This is a genomic window from Amycolatopsis sp. MJM2582 (assembly GCF_000754115.1).
Taxonomy (GTDB): domain Bacteria; phylum Actinomycetota; class Actinomycetes; order Mycobacteriales; family Pseudonocardiaceae; genus Amycolatopsis; species Amycolatopsis japonica.
On the sequence record NZ_JPLW01000002.1, the window covers coordinates 1,847,776 to 1,867,584 of the forward strand.

The 19,809-nt window shown below is 69.4% G+C and carries 16 protein-coding genes; 7 read left to right on the plus strand and 9 right to left on the minus strand.

Features of this window, described 5'->3' with window-relative positions; translation table 11 throughout:
- Nucleotides 1–9: 9 nt before the first annotated feature.
- Both ED92_RS18620 and ED92_RS18625 read right to left on the minus strand, forming a co-directional pair.
- Nucleotides 10–2,082, minus strand: coding sequence for a YhgE/Pip domain-containing protein (locus tag ED92_RS18620; protein ID WP_037339673.1), 2,073 nt, complete (start codon nt 2,080–2,082; stop codon nt 10–12).
- Nucleotides 2,082–4,778 (minus strand): MMPL family transporter, encoded by a 2,697-nt coding sequence (locus ED92_RS18625; RefSeq protein ID WP_037339675.1) that lies wholly within the window; start codon nt 4,776–4,778, stop codon nt 2,082–2,084. The genes ED92_RS18620 and ED92_RS18625 overlap by 1 nt, the downstream gene beginning before the upstream one ends.
- Nucleotides 4,779–4,894: 116 nt before the next feature.
- On the opposite strand from ED92_RS18625, the gene ED92_RS18630 reads away from it, so the two are divergent.
- Complete coding sequence (locus ED92_RS18630; protein ID WP_037339677.1) at nt 4,895–5,548, plus strand: TetR/AcrR family transcriptional regulator; 654 nt, start codon at nt 4,895–4,897, stop codon at nt 5,546–5,548.
- 4 nt (nt 5,549–5,552) lie between these two features.
- Here ED92_RS18630 and ED92_RS18635 read toward each other — a convergent pair whose 3' ends face one another.
- Nucleotides 5,553–6,032, minus strand: a complete 480-nt coding sequence (locus ED92_RS18635) for a hypothetical protein (protein WP_037339679.1) — start codon at nt 6,030–6,032, stop codon at nt 5,553–5,555.
- Between the two features lie 155 nt (nt 6,033–6,187).
- Between ED92_RS18635 and ED92_RS41420 the strand changes: the two genes are divergently transcribed.
- Both ED92_RS41420 and ED92_RS18645 read left to right on the plus strand, forming a co-directional pair.
- The gene (locus ED92_RS41420; protein ID WP_052120678.1) at nt 6,188–6,925 is read left to right on the plus strand and encodes a carbonic anhydrase family protein; all 738 of its coding nucleotides are present in this window, start codon (nt 6,188–6,190) and stop codon (nt 6,923–6,925) included.
- Between the two features lie 94 nt (nt 6,926–7,019).
- Nucleotides 7,020–7,460, plus strand: a complete 441-nt coding sequence (locus ED92_RS18645; protein ID WP_037339681.1) for a hypothetical protein — start codon at nt 7,020–7,022, stop codon at nt 7,458–7,460.
- Here ED92_RS18645 and ED92_RS18650 read toward each other — a convergent pair.
- The 4 genes from ED92_RS18650 to ED92_RS18665 all read right to left on the minus strand — a co-directional run bounded on the left by ED92_RS18650 (nt 7,432) and on the right by ED92_RS18665 (nt 12,644).
- A complete protein-coding gene (locus ED92_RS18650) occupies nt 7,432–10,314 on the minus strand; it encodes a BTAD domain-containing putative transcriptional regulator (RefSeq protein ID WP_200882714.1) in 2,883 nt (960 codons plus the stop codon). The genes ED92_RS18645 and ED92_RS18650 overlap by 29 nt on opposite strands.
- A 20-nt stretch (nt 10,315–10,334) precedes the next feature.
- Nucleotides 10,335–10,997, minus strand: a complete 663-nt coding sequence (locus tag ED92_RS18655) for a response regulator transcription factor (RefSeq protein ID WP_037339684.1) — start codon at nt 10,995–10,997, stop codon at nt 10,335–10,337.
- Nucleotides 10,994–12,160, minus strand: coding sequence for a sensor histidine kinase (locus ED92_RS18660; protein WP_037340367.1), 1,167 nt, complete (start codon nt 12,158–12,160; stop codon nt 10,994–10,996). The genes ED92_RS18655 and ED92_RS18660 overlap by 4 nt, the downstream gene beginning before the upstream one ends.
- A gap of 112 nt (nt 12,161–12,272) precedes the next feature.
- The gene (locus ED92_RS18665) at nt 12,273–12,644 is read right to left on the minus strand and encodes an MmcQ/YjbR family DNA-binding protein (RefSeq protein ID WP_037339686.1); all 372 of its coding nucleotides are present in this window, start codon (nt 12,642–12,644) and stop codon (nt 12,273–12,275) included.
- 114 nt (nt 12,645–12,758) lie between these two features.
- Here ED92_RS18665 and ED92_RS18670 point away from each other — a divergent pair, with 114 nt between their 5' ends.
- From ED92_RS18670 to ED92_RS18680, 3 genes are read left to right on the plus strand one after another with little or no spacing between them, the layout of a single operon-like run.
- Entirely contained in the window at nt 12,759–13,973 is a 1,215-nt protein-coding gene (locus tag ED92_RS18670; protein WP_037339688.1) for an SGNH/GDSL hydrolase family protein, read from the plus strand.
- 45 nt (nt 13,974–14,018) lie between these two features.
- The gene (locus ED92_RS18675; RefSeq protein WP_037339690.1) at nt 14,019–15,404 is read left to right on the plus strand and encodes an FAD-binding oxidoreductase; all 1,386 of its coding nucleotides are present in this window, start codon (nt 14,019–14,021) and stop codon (nt 15,402–15,404) included.
- A gap of 27 nt (nt 15,405–15,431) precedes the next feature.
- Complete coding sequence (locus ED92_RS18680) at nt 15,432–16,694, plus strand: class I SAM-dependent methyltransferase (protein ID WP_037339692.1); 1,263 nt, start codon at nt 15,432–15,434, stop codon at nt 16,692–16,694.
- Between the two features lie 5 nt (nt 16,695–16,699).
- Here ED92_RS18680 and ED92_RS18685 read toward each other — a convergent pair whose 3' ends face one another.
- Nucleotides 16,700–18,310, minus strand: a complete 1,611-nt coding sequence (locus tag ED92_RS18685; RefSeq protein ID WP_037339694.1) for a thiamine pyrophosphate-binding protein — start codon at nt 18,308–18,310, stop codon at nt 16,700–16,702.
- Nucleotides 18,307–19,083 carry a cyclase family protein gene (locus tag ED92_RS18690; protein WP_037339697.1) on the minus strand — a complete coding sequence of 259 codons (777 nt, stop codon included), beginning with the start codon at nt 19,081–19,083 and terminating at the stop codon, nt 18,307–18,309. Before ED92_RS18690 ends, ED92_RS18685 begins: the two co-directional genes overlap by 4 nt.
- Before the next feature lie 100 nt (nt 19,084–19,183).
- On the opposite strand from ED92_RS18690, the gene ED92_RS18695 reads away from it, so the two are divergent.
- Entirely contained in the window at nt 19,184–19,660 is a 477-nt protein-coding gene (locus ED92_RS18695) for a GNAT family N-acetyltransferase (RefSeq protein ID WP_037340370.1), read from the plus strand.
- The last annotated feature ends 149 nt before the right edge of the window (nt 19,661–19,809 follow it).

Below are 19,809 nucleotides of genomic sequence, written 5' to 3' on the forward strand. Positions count from 1 at the left end.
CGATGCTCGTCACATACCCCTGAGGGGTAGGCGCAATTCTCGTCCGGGCAAGGACCGCCGCCGGTCCGTCACCAGGATCATCGCCAGGGTCCCGATTCCCAGCCACACCACGAGCTGCACGATCCCCGACGTCAGTCCGTCTGTCCCGGTCAGGAGCGACCGCAGCGCCACCAAGGCGCCGTTGGTAGGCAGGATCCCCAGCACGGTCCCGAAAAAGCCAGGCACGGTCGAGACCAGCGAAGCGCCGACTGTGAGCACGAGGATCGCCAGGGCGGCGAAGCGGCCGGGACGTTTGAAGATCGCCACCAGCGCCTGGTTGACGACGGTGAACGTCCCCGCCGCGAGCACGAGCACCACCAGCAGCGTCACCGCCTTGCCGAAGCTCAGGCCGAGGAACGCCCAGAACACGCCGGTCAGGATCAGGGCGGTCAGCACCGCCAGCGTCGCGCCGGGGACGGCCGCGGCGAGGATGATCCGCCAGCTCGGTTCGCGGGTGGTGAGCACGCTCGGCGGCACCGCCCGGATCACCTGGTACGTCGCCAGCGCGCAGCCCCACAGCGCCAGCACCAGGATCAGCGCCACCGCGCCTTCGCCGAACGATCCCGAGCCCGCCGTGTCGGCGATCGCGGGGGTGGCGGCGACCTGTTTGAGGTGGTCGCGTTCGGCCTGGGTGTAGTCGGGCACCTTGCCCCGGCCCTCGTTGAGGCCCTTGGCCAGTTCCGAGGCCCCGGATTCGGCGCGCTCGGCGCCATCGGCGGCGGAACGGGCGCCGGTGGCGAGTTCACCCGCACCGGTGGACAGCGTCGTCGCGCCGCCGGCGAGTTGCCCGGAGCCGTCGGCGAGCTGCCGTGCCCCCGAGTCGGCGGCCTTGACCCCGGCGTCGAGTTTCCGCGCGCCGTCGGCCGCCGTGCCGATGCCGCCCGCGAGTTCCTTCGACTTGTCCGCGAGCTGCTTGTTCCCGTCGGCGACCTTCTGCGAGCCCGCCGAAAGGTCTTGCACCGCCTTCTTCGTCTGGACGACGGCGTCGCGGATTTCGGCGCGTTTGCCGTCGAGGATCGCGGCGTCGGCCGTGAGCTTCTCCGAAGCGGCCTTGAGATCGGCGCAGAATTTCGTGTCCTGATCGCATTTCCGGGCCAGTTCCGCGAATTTGCGCGCCGAGTCGCCAGCCGACGGCAGGGCGTCGATGATCCGCACGACCTTGTCCGCCAGCGGCGAGATCTTGTCGGACAGCTGCTTGTTGCCGTTCGCGACCTGCTGTGCCCCGTCGGCCAGTTCCCTGGTCAGCCGGGGCAGCTGCGCGGTGTCCTTCTCCGCCTGCGTCAGCCCCGACGACAACTGACCGGAACCGGTGGCGAGCTGCCCGGTGCCGTTCGCGAGTTTGCGCGCGCCGTCCGCCAGCTGCCCGGCGGCGCCGCTGAGTTTTCCCGCCCCACCGGCGAGTTCTCCCGCGCCCGCGGCCAGTTTCCCGGTCCCGTCGGACAACTGCCGCAGTCCGACCACGAGCTGGTCGCTGCCGTCGGCCGCCTGCACCAGCTGCTGGTGGATCGAGGAGAACCCGACGTACAGATTGTCCACATAGGTCTCGACGATCTGCCGGTTCAGCGCGGTGAGCGTCGCGTTCGCGACCTCGCGGCTCGCCACCGGATCGACCAGACCGGTGCGCTGTGACGTCTCGACGCGCATGATCGCCTGCTTCGCGTCGAGCGGCTTACCCGACGTCGACGTGGCCTGCGCGGAGAAATCCCGCGGAATCGTCACGACGGCCGAATACGTGCCGTCGGAGATGCCCTCCTTCGCGTCCTCGGCGTCGGTGAGCACCCACGTGTACGCGGAATCCTCGCCGTGCACGAGGTTTCCGGCCAGTTCCCGGCCGAGCGGGATCAGCTGCCCGTTCACCGTCACCGGCTCGTCGTCGTTGACCACGGCGGCCTTGGCCGCGCCGTGGTTGGCCTCGGGCGACCAGAACGCCCACGCCAGCCCGAGCGCGACGATCACCGGCACGAGCACGATCCCGAGCCAGGTCTTCCAGGTCAGCGGTCCGATGGCGGTCGCGCGGGCGGAACCGGTGAAGAAGCGGGACATCAGCGGACCTCGGCGGGGACGGGGGCGGGTGTCATGGCGAGACCCGCGACGGCGGTGGTGGGCAGCAGATCCCGCACGATGGCGAGGCTCTGGCAGGACACGGCGAAGGTCGCTTCCCTGCTCGCGAACGAGGCTCGCAACCCCGCGCGCTGGGCGGTGTTGACGACGGTGTCCAGGTCGTCGAGGAAGACGAGCGCGACACCGTCGTCGAGCGCGCGGCGGACCTCGCCGGCCGGGTCGTCGGTCTCCTTGCAGGCGACGAAGGCCACGTTCCGCCGGACGGCGTGCGCATGCTGCGGCAGCACCCGGCCGAGGACCTTCAGATCACCGCGGACGTTCGGCACCCGGCCGGCGAGCGCGTAGAGCAGCGCGCTCTTGCCCGCCGGGCCGGAACCGTGCACGGCGAGGATCTCCCCCGGGCCGAGATGCAGTTCGACGTCGCGGAAGATGGTGCGGCCCCGGTCGTCGTCGACCCGGAGACCGGCGGCACTGATCACCTCGGGCGAACCCGGCGCGGGCCAGTCGGCGAGCCGGAGTTCGTGGACGAGGCCGTCGCCCTCGGCGTCGAACACCGGGAGTTTGCGGTCCAGCCACGGCGGCAGGCCCCAGGCGCGCGGGCCCAGCAGCGCGAGGATCGCCGGGACGAGCGTCATCCGCACCAGGAAGGCGTCCACGAACACCCCGACCGCGAGACTGAACGCGATCGGTTTGATCGTGGCGCTGCCGTCGGGCACGAAGGCGGCGAACACGCCCAGCATGATCACCGCCGCCGCAGTCACGACCCTCGACGCGGACACGAAGCCCGTCTCGATCGCCTTGTGCGCGTCGCCGTGATGGACGTAGTCCTCCCTGATCCGGGACACGAGGAACACCTCGTAATCCATGGCCAGTCCGAAAAGGACACCCATCAGGATGATCGGCAGGAAGCTGATCACGCTGCCGGTGCGGGTGACGCCCAGCGCGTCCGCCAGATGTCCCTGCCCGAACACGAACGACGTCGCGCCGAACGCCGCACCGATCGAAAGCAGGTAGCCGAAGGTGGCTTTGAGCGGCACGAGGATCGAGCGGAACACCATCGCCAGCAGCACCAGCGAGAGCCCGACGACCAGGATGCCGAACGGCAGCAGCGCGTCGCCGAGTTGCGTGGACACGTCGATGCCGACGGCGGTGAACCCGGTGACCGCGGTCTGCACGCCGTACCGGTCCTTGAACTGTCCTTCCATGGCCCGCAGCCGTTCGACGAGGTCGTCGGTCGCTTCGTCGAAGGCGCCGGTCGTCGGCACGACCTGGATGATCGCGGTGTCGCCCTTGGGGTTCGGCGTCGCGAGTGGGACGACGGCGACGCCGGGCACCTTACGGATGTCGTCGGCGATGCCGTTGGTGATCCCGACCGGGTCGGTGGTCGACAGGATGTCCGCGGTGACGACGAGCGGGCCGTTGAAGCCTGGCCCGAAATGCTCGGCGACGGCGTCGTAAGCGACCCTGGCCGGAGTGCCGTCCTCGTCGGTTCCGTTGTCCGGCAAGGCGAGCCGGAGATCCAGCGCGGGCACCGACGCGATCGCGAGCACCCCGACGATCAGCGCGATCGTGACCCACGGGGACTTCGTGGCGAGCCGGACCCAGCGAAGGCTGAACCGCGTCTTCTTCTTGGTCTTCCGTGCCTTTCGCGGCTTCTTGGGCCGCAGCCGTTCGCCGGCGAACGCCAGCAGTGCGGGGATGAGGGTGATGGCCACGATCACCGCGACCGCGACGCCGCCCGCCGCCGCGATACCCATCGTCGTCAGGAACGGGATCCCGGCGACGAACAGGCCCAGCAGCGCGATCACCACGGTGAGCCCGGCGAAGATGACCGCGGATCCGGCGGTGGCGGTCGCCCTGGCGATGGACTCCTCGACCTCGAGTCCTTCGGCGAGCTGATCCCGGTGGCGGGAAAGGAGGAAGAGCGCGTAGTCGATGCCGACGGCCAGCCCGAGCATGACCGCGAGCATCGGCGCCGTGGAGGACACCGTCGCCACCGACGTCGCCGCGTAGACCAGCGCCACCGAGACGCCGACCCCGAGGATCGCCGTCAGCAAAGGCATTCCGGCCGCGATGAACGAACCGAACACCATCAGCAGCACGACGAGCGCGATGACGAGGCCGATCCCCTCGGTGGGGCTGAGCTTCGGCACCTTGTCCGAGAACGCGTCGCCGCCGGTGAGCACCTCGGTGCCGTGGCCGATCCGGTTCTCCAGGTCCTGCGCGATCCCGGCGAGCGCGGTCCGGGTCGACGGCTGGATGTCGGCCAGTCCGACGTCGAGCTGGACGGTGACCAGCGCCGCGCGACCGTCCTTGGACACCGCGTCGTGCACGGCCGGATCGAAGGGATTGACCACCGTCGAGACCTGCGGGGCACCGGTCAGCTCCGGGACCACGGCGGAGACGGAGTCGCGTACAGCGGCGGAATCGGCCCTCTGCCCTTCGGGGACGAGCACCACCAGCTGCGCCGACGTCCCGCTCACTTGCGGGAAGACGCGCCCGAGGTGATCGAGCGCCTCCTGGGACTCCGAGCCGGGGATCGCGAACGTGTCGTCGGTGCCCTGGCCGAACAGCAGCGCCGCGCCGCCGGAGACGCACAGCACGACCAGCCACAACGCGGTGACCAGTACGCGTCCGCGGGCGGCCAGCCTGCCGAGGCGGTAGAGGAATGACGACACGATCGGCTCCCGGCGCTCGTTGGATACATGGCGTATCGTAATACACGCTGTATCCGATTCACGATGTATCCTGTCCCACAGCCGGGTGAACCGGGCCGATGCGAAAGAATGGCGAGATGACCGAGGAGCGGGGCGCCACCATGACCAGGCGCCGGGCGGACACCCGCCGACGGCTGATCGACGCGGCGTACGAGGCCTTCTCCGAACGCGGCATCCGGGACACCCCGGTCGAGCTGATCTGCGAACGCGCCGGCTTCACCCGCGGCGCCTTCTACTCGAACTTCAGCTCGAAGGAAGACCTCTTCCTCGCCCTGTTCCAGGAGGAGAACGCGATCCGGCTCGAGCGGTTCCGCGAGGCCACCGAGAGCGTGCTCGGCGACACCGTCGTCGGCGCGCACGAAGACCTCTCCCCCACGCTCGGGCGGATCGCCGAACTGTTCATGGTCGCGCTCAACGCGGACAAGGACTGGTACCTGCTGTGCGCGGAATTCCGCACGCAGGGCCTGCGGCAGCCGGAGCTCCGCGACCGGATCGGCGCCGCGTTCCGGCATTTCCACACCGAACTGGGCGCGATCCTGGTCGGCACCCTGGACCGGATCGGCCGGAAGCTGACGATCTCGGCGGACGACGCGGTGCTCGTCCTCGTCGCCCTGTACGAACAAGGACTGCAGAACTATCTGCTGGCAGGCGGCGAACTCCCCGCCGACGGCCGGTTCGTCAGCGAACTGATCCCGAAGGTGATGGCGTCGCTCATCGTCCCGGCGCACTGACCCGTCAGCACCGGGGCGGAAGCCATCCGGGCGTGGTCACGACGCGCTCGGGAGCCACGGGCATCTGCGCGGTCTTCGGCCCGAAGACGAAGCCGACGAGCCCGCCGGGACAGACACGCACCGCGCCGGGCCCGTCCTGGGTCCCGGATTCGCGCCAGGCCACCGGATCCAGCCCGACCCGCCACACCTTCCAGAACGACGTTCCGTCCCGATGACCGGTGCACGGATCGCCATCCGGCAGGCCTTCGACGCGGCAGACGTAGCGGGAATCGCCGTATGGCCCCGATCCGTCACCCAGCCGAATCGCGAGCCCGGAGCGTTCGAGCGCGGTCCGCGCGTCACCGGGCGAGCCGGGCACGCACCGCACGAGCACGCCGACCGCGACGGTCACCCCGTCCGTTCCCTCGCAGGCACCCGTTCGCGCGACGGGGTCCACGACGGGAAAGAGGGCCACCAAGCTGAGGAGCGCGGTCAAGATCGACATCTTCGAATACTAAGGGTGTCCACCCGGATGCGCACAGTGAATCTTTACGAGATATAGACGCGAGCCACGCTTGCACATTCTTCGGCACAGGAAAAAGATGTGTTCTTCTCGCGCGCACCACTCCATCGGGTGCGGCTCTTCGAAAGGTTCAGAGCGTGACGCGCAGGCGCCTTGTCGCATTCGTCGTTCCCCTCGCCCTCACCGGATTCCTGCTCACCGCGGGCGGCACCGCCCACTCACGGCAGCCGTCACAGAGCCCGGTCGACATTTCCCCCGGCGCGATCAGGTTCGACCCGGCCCTGCCGAAACCGGACATCTCCTACGGCCACTCGCACCTGGACCTCGAATACATCCGAAAGGACGCGTCGGACGCCAACGGATGCGGTACGAGGAATCACGAAGAAACCGAAGAGGCCATCGTCAGGCCGGGCACCGGGCACGTCACACTCGCCGGGGTCCGCTACGAACTCGAACAGTTCCATTTCCACACCCCGTCCGAACACCGTTTCCTCGGCCGCACCGATCCGCTGGAAATGCATTTCGTGCACCGTAGTGCCGCCGGGAAACTGCTGGTGATCGGCGTGCCGCTGCGCTCGGGCGCCGCCTCGCCGGTGGATCGCGTCCTGGCGAAGCTCGCCCCGGAATGCGGCGAAACGGTGGCATTGGAGGACTTCGACCTCGCCACGCTCCTGCCCCGCGACCGGAGCACGCTGCGGTACGACGGCTCGCTCACGACGGCCCCGTTCACCGAAGGGGTGCAGTGGTTCCTGATGTCCGAGCAGACCGTTTCGCCGTCGACGATCGCGCGGTTCCAGGGCCTGTTCGGTGCGGGCAACGCCCGCGCGCCGCAGCCGCTCAACGGACGGCGGCTGACCGTGGTGCCGCAGTTCTAGTGCCACCGGCGTTTCATCGGGATTTCATGGCTCCGCCCTACGGTTCCGGGCACGGATCCGCGACCGCGGACCGGTGGTCCACGAGGAGACGTGCATGAGCCCGGCGAGCCGGACCCCGTACAACATGGTGACGCCCCGGGACGACGCGCCGAGCCCCGGGCAACGGGACGGGGTCGCCGGACCGGGCTGGAGCTGGGCGGCGTTCTTCACCCCGTGGGCCGACGGCCGCCCGTCGCCGAGATACCGGTGGACACTGTTCGACACCGCCGCCGACGCCGTCGAAGACCTCCGTCGTTGTCTCGACGACGGCGCCGTCGGCCGGCGCGGCGCCCTCTGCTCCTCCGTGCTCCGCAAACGCGGCGCACCAAGGGAATTGGTGCTGTGCGACGCCGCGGAGTGGGCTTACGCCGTCCACGAGGTCCGCGCCGGCGTGCACCTGGCCGACGCCGCCGACACCTACTTCGCGCGCTGGCGGACGAGCATGACGGGGCACCGGTTCACGATCGTCAACGCCGGAGTACCGACTGTTTGGTGAGCTCCAGCCCCTCCAGCGCGAGAGTGCGCTGAGCGGGATCGCCGTCGGGTCCGATGGTGGTGAGCACCCACTCGAAATGCTCCCTCGCCGCCACCGGGTCACCCGCCGCGAGGTGGGTACGGCCGAGCCGGTTACGGATCTCGGACTCCATCCCGACGATGGTCTCTTCGGTGACCGCGGTCAGCGCGCGCCGCTGGAGTTCGAAGGCCGCGTCGAGGTTCCCCAGTTCCAGTTCCGCGGCGCCCAGCCGAGCCAGGCTGGACGCGATCAGTAGGCCGTCCGTGGTCTCTTCGGCGAGTTCGACGGAGCGTCGGAGGTCCAGCGCCGCTTCGGCGAACCGGCCGATTTCGAGGCGGACGGTGCCGCTGTGGCACAGCACCCTGGCCACCATCCCGGGACTGCCGATCTCCTCCCCCAGCGCCTGGGCGCGGCCGAGGTGGCCGAGCGCCTCTTCGTGCTCCCCTCGCATGTACGCGAGATAACCGAGCGCGGACAGCGATCTCTCGGCGAGCCACCTGTCCCCCACCTCGTCGGCGAGGACCATCACCCGCCGCATGCCGGGGATCGCCAGATCGTGCCGTCCGGCGATCAGATCCACCATGGTCAGCCCGCCCAGTGCCCGCGCCTCCACACCGCGGTCCCCGGAGGCCTGGCCCGCCCGCAGTGCGTCGTCGAACCAGCCGCGCGCCCGGTCCAGCTGCCCTTGCATGGCGTAGGCGTAGCCGAGGCAGAACCGCAGCGACGAGACGAGGCGTTCGTCTTCGGCCCGTTCCGCCAGCGGGAGTGCGATCTGCAACGCCGTCCGGCATTCGTGGTACCGCTGCTGGCGCGCGAGATAGTCGACCAGTCCCTCGGCGACCGCGCACGCGAGGTCGTCCAGCCCGGCTTCGGCCGCTTGCGACACCACCTCCGGCAGTTCGCCGACGGCGTCGAGCCAGGCGGAAGCGTCACGCTGGCCGGTGAAAGGACCACCCGTCTCCAGCGGGAACCGCGCGACACCCCATTCGCTCGCCCGTCGAGCGGCGCCGAGATACAAGCCGTACACGCGTTTTCGTGCCGCTTCGGCGGCCTCTTCGGGCATCTCGCCCGCTAGCCGCCGGGCGTAGACCGCCACCAGATCGTGCAGCCGGTAACGGCCGCTCGCCGGCTCCTGCACGAGGCTCGCGTCGACCAGGCTTTCCAGCCGCCGCTCGGCTTCGGCGGGCGAGCAGTCCAGCAGCGCGGAGACCGAGAGCCGGTCGAACTCGGCGGTCGGCGACAGGCCGAGCACGCTGAACGCGTCCTGCTCGGCGGGGCGCAGCTGTTCGTACGACAGCCGCAGCGCCACCTCGACACTGCGGTCCTCGGCGGTCAGTTCGCCGAGCCTGCGCTCGTCGTCCGACATCCGGTCCACCAGATCCTTGAACGTCCACATCGGACGGTTCTGCAGGCGGGCGCCCGCGATCCGCAGCGCGAGCGGCAAACGACCGCACAGCCCGGCGAGCGCACGCACGGCGAACCGCTCACCCTCTGCCCTCGGTGCCCCGACGATCCGGCCGAGCAGCCGTTCCGCCGCTTCGATACCCAGCGCGCCGAGGGAAACGCGGCGATCGGCGTCCAAACCGGACAGACGGCGACGGCTGGTCACCAGCACCCGGCTGCCCGGCCCGGACGGCAGCAAGGGCCGCACCTGCCCGGCGGACTCGGCGTTGTCGAGCACCAGCAACAACCGCAGTTGCGCGGTCGCCGCCCGCCACGACGCGGAGAGTTCGTCGAGATCGTCGGGCATGAGCCCGTCGTCTACCCCGACCGCGCGCAGCAGCCGACGCAGCGCGCGCTCCGGCGTCACCGGCTCACGACCTTCGGTGTAGCCGTGGAGATCCACGAACAACGCACCGTCCGGATAGGACTCGCGGAGCCCGTGGGCCGCGCGCACCGCGAGCGTGGTCTTCCCCGCGCCCGGGACGCCGTCGACGGTGTCGACCGAAACCGACTCCGGATCGCCGTCCGCCACGAGCAGCGCGAGTTCCCGGTCCCTGCCTACGAGTTCGCCGTTGGTGGCGGGCAGTTCGTTGCGGATCCGGCGAGTAGGCTCCCGGCGCGGGGCGACACCGAGCAGCGCTTCGTCCCCGCGCAGCACCGCCTCCTGTACCTGCCGCAGCTCCTCACCCGGCTCGACACCGAGCTGCTCCACCAGCCGCTCGCGGACGTCGGTGAACACCTCCAGCGCCTCCGCCTGCCGCCCGCCGCCGTAGAGCGCCCGCATCAGCAACGCGGCCAGCGGCTCGCTCGGCGGATCGGCGGACACCAGCGCCGAAAGCTCGCCGATCACCTCGTCGAACCGTCCGAGTTTCAGCTGGGCCTTCAGTTTCCGGCGCAGCAACAGCAGTTTGCGTTCCTCCAGCCGTCGCCGCTCACCCTGGACGAACGCACCGGGCAGTCCCGTCAGCGGCTCGCCGTGGAACAGCCGGAGCGCGTCGGCGAAGGTGTCCACCGCGGCGACGAGGTCGCCCGCTTCCTCGGCGGCGGCCGCGACGGCGGCGACCTCTTCCAGCCGGATCACGTCGAGGCGCACCCCATTGCCGGCGAACCGGTAGCCACCGCGGTCGGACACGATCACCGAGTCCCGCGGCTTCGTCCCCGAGGTGTCCAGGCATTGCCGCAGCCGCCGGACGTACACCGGCAGCACGTTCGACTCCGGCGGTTTCTCCCAGAGCCCGTCGGTGAGTTCGTAATGGCTGACGGTCACGTCCGGGCGCAGCAGCAGCGCGGCGAGGACGGCCTGCTGGCGGACCGGCCCGAGGTCCAGCCGGGTCTCGCCGTGCCAGGCCCGCAACGGGCCGAGCACTTCGAACCGCAGTTTCGATTCCGACATGATCCCCCCTTCGTCCCGCACTAGCCCGGCACCACGATCCCGTGATCGAACGCGTACACGATCGCCGCCGCCCGGTCCCGCAACTCGAGTTTGGTGAAGATCCGGCCGATATGGCTTTTCACGGTCACCTCCGAAATCACGAGAGCCGCGGCGATCTCCGCGTTGGTCAGCCCCCGGCCGATCGCCCTGAGCACGTCCTGTTCCCTCGGTGTCAGCAGTTCCGGCGAACGCCCGCCGCTGCCGTTCCCGGCGGCCTGCCGATAGGCGGCGAGCACCCGCCCGGTGACGCCGGGGTCCAGCCAGGCGTCGCCCGCGGCGACCGCCCGCACGGCCCGGATCAGGTCTTCGGCGGGGGAATCCTTGAGCACATAACCCGCCGCGCCCGCCCTCAGCGCGTCGGCCAACAGGTTGTCGTCGTCGAAGGTGGTCAGCGCCAGCACCGGCGGATGCCCGCCGGTCCGCCGCAGCCGCCTCGTGGCCTCGACGCCGCCGACGTTCTTCATCCGCAGGTCCATCACGATGACGTCGACCTCGTGCGCGGCCAGCGCCGCGGGCACCTCCGCGCCGTCACCGCATTCCCCCGCGATGACGAACCCGTCGCGCCGGCGCAGGATGCGCCGCAGCCCGGACCGGACCAGCTCCTGGTCGTCGACCAGCAGCACCTGGATCTCGGCGGCGCTCACGGCTTGACCCCCGGCACGGTGACGCGCACGATCCACTGCCTGCCGCTGGGCCCGGCGCTGAGATCTGCACCGAGCTGCGCCGCCCGGACGGCCATCCCGGCCAGCCCCGAACCGTCCTCGGCCGCGCGGCGGACGGTCGCGGGGAGGGTGTTGCTGACGACGAGGTTCAGCCCGGAACGGCCGGCGTCCAGCCGGACCTCCGCGGTCGCGCCGGGGGCGTGCTTGACGACGTTGACAAGTGATTCCTGCACGATCCGGTAGAGGCCCAATCCTTCCGAGGCGCCTACCCGGCCGAGGTCGCCTTCCTGTGTATAGCGCACCGCCAGTCCGGCGCTGCGGGTGCGTTCCACCAGCGTCGCGATGTCTTCCACGCCCGGTAGCGGGGCGCTGCCCGACGGGGAGTCGGCCAGCAGGCCGACCGTACGGCGGATGTCGGCCATCGCCGCCCGTCCCACCTGCTCGGCTTCGGTCAGCGCTTCGATCGCCTCGTCGACGTCGCGGTCCTGTTGGAGCGCGTGCCGGGCACCGGTCAGGTGCAGCAGGGTGATGCTGAGCGAATGACCGACGACGTCGTGCACCTCACGCGCGATCCGCTGGCGTTCGGCGAGCAGCGCCTTGTCGCGGGAGACGTCGCGTGCGCCGCGTTCGGCGTCGAGTGCCCGGGTGTACCAGCGGACCACGAGCCCACCACAGAGGCCGAGCAGGACCGCGACCATGTACACGGGCCCGCCGATCAGGCCGCCCCAGATCCCCGCCACGACCAGGACCAGTTCACCCGCGGCGGTCACGAGGGCGATCCCCAGCGGCGTCCGCAGGATACTGCCCGCCTCGGTGGCCGCCATCAGAAGCAGCAACGGCGCGAAATCCGGAAGCACCGGCTCGATGAGCAGGATCGCGGCCGCGACGATCAGCGCGGCCATCCGCACCCACGGCACGACCCAATCGGTGGTGGCCCAGATCAGCGGTCTGACGATCACGACCAGCCCTGCCAGCGCCACCGGGCCCGGCGGCAGCAGGGCGTCTCGCTGAACCAGGGCGACCACCGCGAACACCGCGCTCACCAGGGTGGAACTCACCGGCACCCACCACGGCAGGGTCAGCCCGGCCCGGGCGAGGCTGACCTGCACCCGTGCCCGCAACCGGTCCCGCAAGATCTCCAGCACGGACATCAGCCTAGGAAGTCCCGGTGGGCGAGTCATCGTGCGGCGGTCGGCACCCATCTCCGCCCACGGTAGGAGGCAGAGACCGATGAAATCCCGATGAAACCTCCGATGCTCATTCCCGGCTGAGCGCGACCCAGTTCAGTTTCTCCTGTTCTCGTTTCGGCAGGCCCGCGACGACGAGGTCGTACGAGTCCTCGATCAGCTCCCGGACGAAGTCGTCGGTCAGCGAACCGTCCAGTTCGACGGTGTTCCAGTGTCGTTTGTTCAGGTGGTAGCCGGGGATGATCGCCGGATGCTCGGCACGCAACCGGACGGCGAGGTCGGGCTCGCATTTGAGGCTGATCCGCAGCGGTTCCGCCTTGAGCGGACCGAGCGCGAACACCTTGCCCACGACCTTGAACACGTTGATGTCCTCGCCGAACGGGAACTCCTCCCGGGCGCCGGGGAAGCCGAGGCAGATCTTCCGGAGGGCGGCTGACTTCATGGCGTTCAGGCTAATCGCGACCACCGACAGAAACCTGTCCCGTCCGGGCCGTTGACCGCCTGTCGGTGATTCACTGACGATGGGTGGAGCCGACTGGGTGGAGGCGAAACCGACATGCGCGTGAAACAGCTCGCCGTAGCGGGAATCCTGGTGCTGGGTGTGGTGCCCGGGGTCGCAGCGGCGGCCCCGCCGTCCGGAGTGGAAAGCGCCGCCTCGAGCGGCTGGGTGGGCACCTGGGCGGCGGCTCCCGCGGCCGGGGTGGCCGGGACCGACAACGGCTATCCGAACTTCTCGATCCGCAACGTCGTGCACACCAGCGTCGGCGGGCACGAGGTGCGTGTGCGGCTGTCCAACGCCTTCGGCCGGACTCCGGTGCTGTTCGGCCGGGTGACCGTCGCGGTCGCCGCCGGCCCGGACACCCCGCAGGCCGTACCGGGCACGATGCGCACGCTGACCTTCGGCGGGGACCGCGAGGTCACCGTGCCGCCGGGCGCCGACGTCCTCAGCGACGGTACGGCGCTGACGGTGCCGAGGGACGGCGATCTCCTGGTCACCACGTACACGCCGACGCCGTCGGGTCCGGTCACCTACCACCCGTTGGCGATGCAGAACTCGTACTTCACCCGGAACGGCGACAAGGCGGCCGACGAGTCGGCGGCGTCGTTCCCGGAGAAGACCGCGGTCTGGCACTACGTGTCCGGTGTGGATGTCCGGGGCCGCGGCCTGCGGGGCAGTGTCGTGGCGATCGGCGATTCGATCACCGACGGGGCGAACTCGACCTGGGGCGCGAACCTGCGCTGGCCCGATCAGCTCGCCGACAAGATCAGCGCGCGGACGGGTGTGCTCAACGCCGGGATCAGCGGGAACCGGCTGCTGCTCGACGGCGGCAACTACGGCGTCAACGCACTGGCCCGGCTGGACCGGGACGTGCTCGGCCAGTCCGGCGTGCGGACGGCGATCGTGTTCGAGGGCATCAACGACATCCAGCAGACCCCGCACCAGGCCGACCCGAACAAGATCATCTCGGCGTTGAAGCAGATCGCGGGCCGGGCGCACGACCGCGGTCTGCGCGTACTGGGCGCGACGATCACGCCGTGGAAGGGCTGGGGTTCGTACACGCCGCAACTCGAGGAGACCCGGCAGGCGGTGAACCGGTTCATCCGGACGAGCCGGCTTTTCGACGGCTACATCGACTTCGACGCGGTGATCCGCGATCCCGCCGACCCGCAGCGGATGAAACCCGAGTACGACTCCGGTGATCACCTCCACCCCGGAGACAAGGGCTTCACCGCCATGGCGGATGCGGTCCCGCTGCCCGGGCTCCGCTGACGGTCAAGGGCTGCGCCAGGCGGTTCGGTGGGGCACGATGAACTGATGGCGAGCAGCGACAGCGGGATCCGGGAGACGGCGCGGCTGGTCCGGTTCGCCGAACACGAGGCACGTGCCGAAATCCTCCGGGCACGGCTCGCCGATCTCCACGGGACCATCCGGCTGGCGAAGCGGACGTCGAACCTGTTCCGGGCACGGAAGGCGACCAGCACACCGGGGCTGGACGTCTCGGGATTCACGCACGTGCTCGACGTCGATCCCTTGGCGCGCACGGCCGACGTCGAAGGCATGGTCACCTACGAGCAACTGGTGGACGCGACCCTGCCGCACGGGCTGATGCCGTTGGTCGTGCCGCAGCTCAAGACCATCACGCTCGGTGGCGCGGTCACCGGCCTCGGCATCGAGTCGTCCTCGTTCCGCAACGGGCTCGTGCACGAGTCGATACTGGAGATGGAGATCCTCACCGGCGACGGCAGGATCGTCGTCGCCAGGCCGGACAACGAGCACAGCGATCTGTTCCACGGCTTCCCGAACTCGTACGGGACGCTCGGCTACGCGTTGCGGTTGAAGATCGAGCTGGAGCCGGTCAAGCCGTACGTCCGGCTCGACCATGTGCGGTACGAAGACACCGAGGAGTACTTCGCGGCCCTCGGAGAAGCATGCCGGAGCGGGTCGGCGGACTTCGTGGACGGAACGGTCTTCGGGCCGGGCGAGCAGTATCTGACGCTGGGCACTTTCACCTCCTCGGCACCGGTGACCAGCGATTACACCTGGCTCGACATCTACTACAAGTCGATCCGCTCCCGCGAGACCGACCATCTGAGCGTCCGGGACTACCTGTGGCGCTGGGACACGGACTGGTTCTGGTGCTCGCGGGCGTTCGGCGTGCAGCACCGGCTCCCCCGGTTGTTGCTGGGCAGGCGGTTGCTGCGGTCGTCGGTCTACTGGAAGGTCGTGGCGCTCGACCGCCGGTTCGGGATCGCCGCGAAACTGCTCAAGCTCCGTCGTCTTCCCCCGGAAGAGACCATCGTCCAGGACATCGAAGTACCGCTCTCGCGGGCCGCGGAGTTCCTGGACTTCTTCCGCCGCGAGATCCCGATCAGCCCGGTGTGGATCTGCCCGCTGAAGCAGCGGCCGGGCGGCGTGAACTCGCCGCTGTACGAAATGGACCCCGGGACGCTGTACGTCAACTTCGGGTTCTGGTCCGCCGTGCCGCTGGACCCCGGCGAGGCGCCGGATACGCACAATCGGCTGATCGAGGCCGAAGTGACCCGGCTCGGCGGGCGGAAATCGCTGTACTCCGACAGTTTCTATGCCGAAGAGGAGTTCTGGCGGCTGTACAACGGCGACGCCTACCGGAAACTGAAGACGGCCTACGACCCCGACGGCCGCCTGCTCGACCTGTACGCGAAATGCGTGCGGCGGCGGTGATCGGGCCAGGGAAGAAGAGAGACGATCATGGCTGAGACGACCACCGTCGGGAAGATCTTCGAGCGGTTGCTCGGCCCGAGCGCCGAAGTGTCCATCACCGCCTACGACGGCAGCACGAGCGGCCCGGCGGACGCGCCGGTGTCGATCCAGGTGCGGTCGCCGTTGGCGCTGACGTACCTGATGTCGTCCCCTGGCGATCTCGGGCTCGCCCGTGCCTACGTCGCCGGCGCGCTCGACGTGGACGGCGATCTCTACTCGGCGTTGCGCGCGCTCGTGGCCCAGGTCGATCAGCTCAGCGCCGCGGACCGGTTGTGGCTGCTGCGCGAACTCGGACCGAGGCATCTGCGCCGAGTCGCCCCGCCCGCCGAAGAACTGCCGAGCCGCGCCAAGCGCGTCTTCGACGGGCTACGGCATTCGAAAGCGCGCGACAGCAACGCGATCTCGAACCACTACGACGTCTCGAACCGGTTCTACGAACTGGTACTCGGCCCGTCGATGGCCTACACCTGCGCCGCGTATCCGTCCGAAGGCGCGTCGCTGGAAGAGGCGCAGGCGCACAAATTCGACCTGGTGTGCCGGAAACTCGGGCTCCGGCCCGGCATGCGGCTGCTGGACGTCGGCTGCGGCTGGGGCGGGATGGTCGAGCACGCGGTCGCGAACTACGGCGTCGAGGCGCTGGGCGTCACCCTTTCGCGCGAACAGGCGCAATGGGCGCAGAAGGACATCGTGACCAAGGGGCTCGCGGACCGCGCCGAGGTGCGGCATCTCGACTATCGGGACGTCACAGAAACGGGCTTCGACGCGGTGTCGTCGATCGGGCTCACCGAACACATCGGCGCGCGCAACCTGCCGTCGTACTTCCGTTTCCTCGCGGGGAAACTGAAGCCGCACGGGCGACTGCTGAACCACTGCATCACCAACCCGGACACCTCCGTCCCGCACCGGTCACGCGGGTTCATCGACCGGTACGTCTTCCCCGACGGCGAACTGGAATCCGTCGGGGAGATCGCCACCGCGATGCACGACAGCGGGCTGGAGGTGCGGCATTCGGAGAATCTCCGTGAGCATTACGCCACCACCCTCGGCGCCTGGTGCGCCAACCTCGACGCGAACTGGGACGAGGCCGTCGCCGAAGCGGGCGCCGGCCGGAGCCGCGTCTGGGCGCTGTACATGGCCGCGTGCCGCCTCGCCTTCGAACGCCGGGAAATCGAACTGCACCAAGTGCTCGGGGTGAAGGTCGGCCCGGACGGCGACGCGGGCATGCCGCTGCGGCCGGACTGGGGCGTTTAGAGGACTCAATGCCGGAAGGCTTCGGCGAGCCACCACGAGCCGCCGTCGTCGGAGATCTTGGCGTCGACGACGAGCGGCGCGTCCCGTGGGCCGTCGAGCCAGTCCTCGACGGCGGCGAGATCCTCGACCGACCGCACGGTGACCCCGGTGCAGCCGAAACCGCGTCCGATCGCCGCGATGTCGGTGTCGGGGAACCGGACCGTCGTCATGTCCGCGGTGCCGAAATGGTGGATCTCGGCGCCGTACGCCGCGTCGTTGTAGACGATGACGACGAGCGGGATCCGTAGTCGTACGGCGGTTTCCAGCTCGGAGAGGGCCATGTGGAACCCGCCGTCGCCGACCCCGAGCACCGGCAGGCGCTCCGGCTTGGCCAGCGCCGCGCCGATCGCCGTCCCGAGGCCGAGCCCGATGCTTTGGAACGCCTGGGTGAAGCAGAAGCCGTTCTCGTCGGGGACGGACAGATACGCGCTCGGGTAGCCCATGAAGTTGCCGGAGTCGATCGAGACCACCCGTTCGGCGGGCAGTATCTCGTCGAGACGGCGGCTGAGCGTGCGCGGATCGATCCTCCCGCCGCCGGATAGGTCGTTATACGGGACGTCGTTCCATCGGGTGGTTTCGGGAACTTCGCGGCTCCTGTGGTGGCCACGCCTCACGAGTTCGGCGTGCACGTCCGCGGCCGTGCCGGCGACGTCGCCGACGACGCCCAGGTCGATCGGCCGGTGCGCCCCGAGCGCCGCTTGGTCGACGTCGACCTGGACCCGCCGGGCGGCCGGACCGAGTAGCGTGCCGTGCCGGGTGGTCCACATGTTCAGCGCGCACCCCCAGCCGATCACGAGGTCGGCGTCCCTGATGAGATCCGCCGCGCGCGGCGACGAAAAGCCGCCCGAGATCCCGATCGAGAAGGGATCGTCGCGGAAGAGGCCGTGCGCCACCGCCGAAGTCGCCAGCAACGCGCCGGAGACCTCTGCGAGCTCTTTCAGAGGTGTGGCGCTCCCCCGTGCGCCGCGGCCGGCGATGAACACCGGCCGCCGCGCTTCGACGAGGAGATCGGCCAGTTTGGCGATCGCGTCGGCACTCGGGCGGATCGACGCCGGGCCGGGGATTTCCGGAACCGTGACCGCTTCGGGCGCTTCCTGCGCTTGGACGTCGAGCGGAAGGTTGAGCAGGACGGTCCTTCGCTGCTGCACCGCCGTCCGATAGGCACGGACGGTGTCGGCGACCGCGGTCCGCGCGCCGTGTACACGTTCGGACACCGCGCCGACGGCGGCCGCGAGCGCGTCCTGATCGACCCGGAAGTTCGACAGCACCGCGGACGCCGCGGTATCCCCAGCCAGGACGATCATCGGGGTCCGGCTCTTGGCAGCCTCGGTGATTCCGGTGAGCGCGTTGGTCAGCCCGCAGCCCTGATGGAGACTCAGTACCGAGACCTGGCCACTCATCCGGGCGAACGCGTCGGCCATACTCGCCGCGCCGCCCTCGTGCCGCGCGGCGACGAACCGCACCCCACCGGCCCGCAATCCGTTGGTCGCCTCGAAATTGCCGCTGCCCACCACCCCGAACGCGGCACCCACACCGAGTTCCGCGAGTGTGCGGCCGACCAGCTCGGCGACGTTCATACCCGCTCGACCAGCGCGTAGACCCTGGCGGGACTGCCGGAACCGCCGACGATCGGGAGCGGGCTGACGATCAGCAGCGAGCCGGTGGCCGGCAGACTCGCCAGGTTCCGCAACTGGGTCAAGCCGTGTTTTCCGGCGCCCAGAAGGAGTTCATGGCATGGGAAGGCCGGTTCGAGCGCGAGAGCCTGTCCCGCGTCGGTGCCGACTGTCTCCACCCCGAACCCGGTGATCGGCGCCTCCTCCGCGAGCCAGCGAGCGCACTCCCCCGAAACACCCGGGGTGTGCGGACCGTTCTCGTCGTTGTTGAGGAAGGCTTCCTGATCGTGCGAGCGAGCGTCCCAGCCCGTGCGGTAGAGCAGCCAGCCGCCATCGGGCAGTGGCCCGTTCACGCGCTCCCACTCACGGATGTCTTCTATGGACAGCAGGTAGTCCGGGTCTTCGGCCGCGCGGGCGGACGCGTCGAGCACCACGGCCGGGGCGACCAGCGTGCGCAACGGCACCTCGGAGACGTCGTGGCCGTCCTTTCCCGACACCCAGTGCACGGGGACGTCGAGGTGGGTCCCGGTGTGCTCGCCGGTGTGGATGTTGTTCCAGTACCAGCGCGGCCCGCGTTCGTCGTACCGGCTGATCTCCTCCAGGCCGAACGGGATCGTGTTCGCGAACGGCTCCGGCAACTGGAGGATCGGGGTGCTCGCGCTCAGCGGGGCGGTGAGGTCGACGACCTCGATCGCGCCCGTGGTGATCGCGGAGTTCAGCTGGGCCAACAACGACATGCGTGCCTCCCGGGGATGACTGCGGCGTCTCGGCCACCTTAGGCGGATTTCGGGTTTGATGGTTGGCTGGGACGTCGCCGATACGCTGAGGAGGAGATCGATGGTCGAGGTGGCACTGCGGTCGGTCGAGGACCGCGACCTGGACACCTTGTACGAGCTGATGCGTGACCCCGAATCGGTCAGAATGGCCGCGTTCGTCGCGAGGGACCCCGACGATCGCGAAGCGTTCGACCGCCACATGGCGAAGTTGAGGACTTCTCCGGATCTCATCGTGCGTGCGGTGACCGGTGATGGCCGCTTCCTCGGCACCATCGGCAGATTCTTCGTGGAAGGCGACGCCGAAATCACCTACTGGATCGACCGTGCCGTTTGGGGGCAAGGAATCGCGAGCCGAGCCCTCGCTCTGTTCCTGGAGACGATCGAGGTCCGGCCTTTGTATGCCCGCGCCGCCAGCGACAATCTCGGGTCGCTTCGGGTGCTGGAGAAGGCTGGCTTCATTGTCGTTGGGACCGAAGTCGCCTACGCGGCCGCTCGGGGTGGCGAGATCGAGGAAACCATTCTGCGCCTTGATCTTTGAGGGGTCAACGGTCTGACGAGGCTTTCGCAACCTGCCCCACGAACACTTCTTGAATTAGATTTCGATAAAAGTTTTCACATTCGCACACTTGTTCGATCTGCGGTATTCTTGTGGGGTGTCCGGACAACGTATCCTCGAACCGCCGCAGG

Coding starts and splice junctions, on each gene's coding strand:
- ED92_RS18620 (WP_037339673.1), bottom strand. CDS start 2,082: ATGTCCCGCTTCTTCACCGGTTCCGCCCGCGCGACCGCCATCGGACCG.
- ED92_RS18630 (WP_037339677.1), top strand. CDS start 4,895: ATGACCGAGGAGCGGGGCGCCACCATGACCAGGCGCCGGGCGGACACC.
- ED92_RS18635 (WP_037339679.1), bottom strand. CDS start 6,032: ATGTCGATCTTGACCGCGCTCCTCAGCTTGGTGGCCCTCTTTCCCGTC.
- ED92_RS18645 (WP_037339681.1), top strand. CDS start 7,020: ATGAGCCCGGCGAGCCGGACCCCGTACAACATGGTGACGCCCCGGGAC.
- ED92_RS18650 (WP_200882714.1), bottom strand. CDS start 10,314: ATGTCGGAATCGAAACTGCGGTTCGAAGTGCTCGGCCCGTTGCGGGCC.
- ED92_RS18665 (WP_037339686.1), bottom strand. CDS start 12,644: ATGAAGTCAGCCGCCCTCCGGAAGATCTGCCTCGGCTTCCCCGGCGCC.
- ED92_RS18670 (WP_037339688.1), top strand. CDS start 12,759: ATGCGCGTGAAACAGCTCGCCGTAGCGGGAATCCTGGTGCTGGGTGTG.
- ED92_RS18675 (WP_037339690.1), top strand. CDS start 14,019: ATGGCGAGCAGCGACAGCGGGATCCGGGAGACGGCGCGGCTGGTCCGG.
- ED92_RS18680 (WP_037339692.1), top strand. CDS start 15,432: ATGGCTGAGACGACCACCGTCGGGAAGATCTTCGAGCGGTTGCTCGGC.
- ED92_RS18685 (WP_037339694.1), bottom strand. CDS start 18,310: ATGAACGTCGCCGAGCTGGTCGGCCGCACACTCGCGGAACTCGGTGTG.
- ED92_RS18690 (WP_037339697.1), bottom strand. CDS start 19,083: ATGTCGTTGTTGGCCCAGCTGAACTCCGCGATCACCACGGGCGCGATC.
- ED92_RS18695 (WP_037340370.1), top strand. CDS start 19,184: ATGGTCGAGGTGGCACTGCGGTCGGTCGAGGACCGCGACCTGGACACC.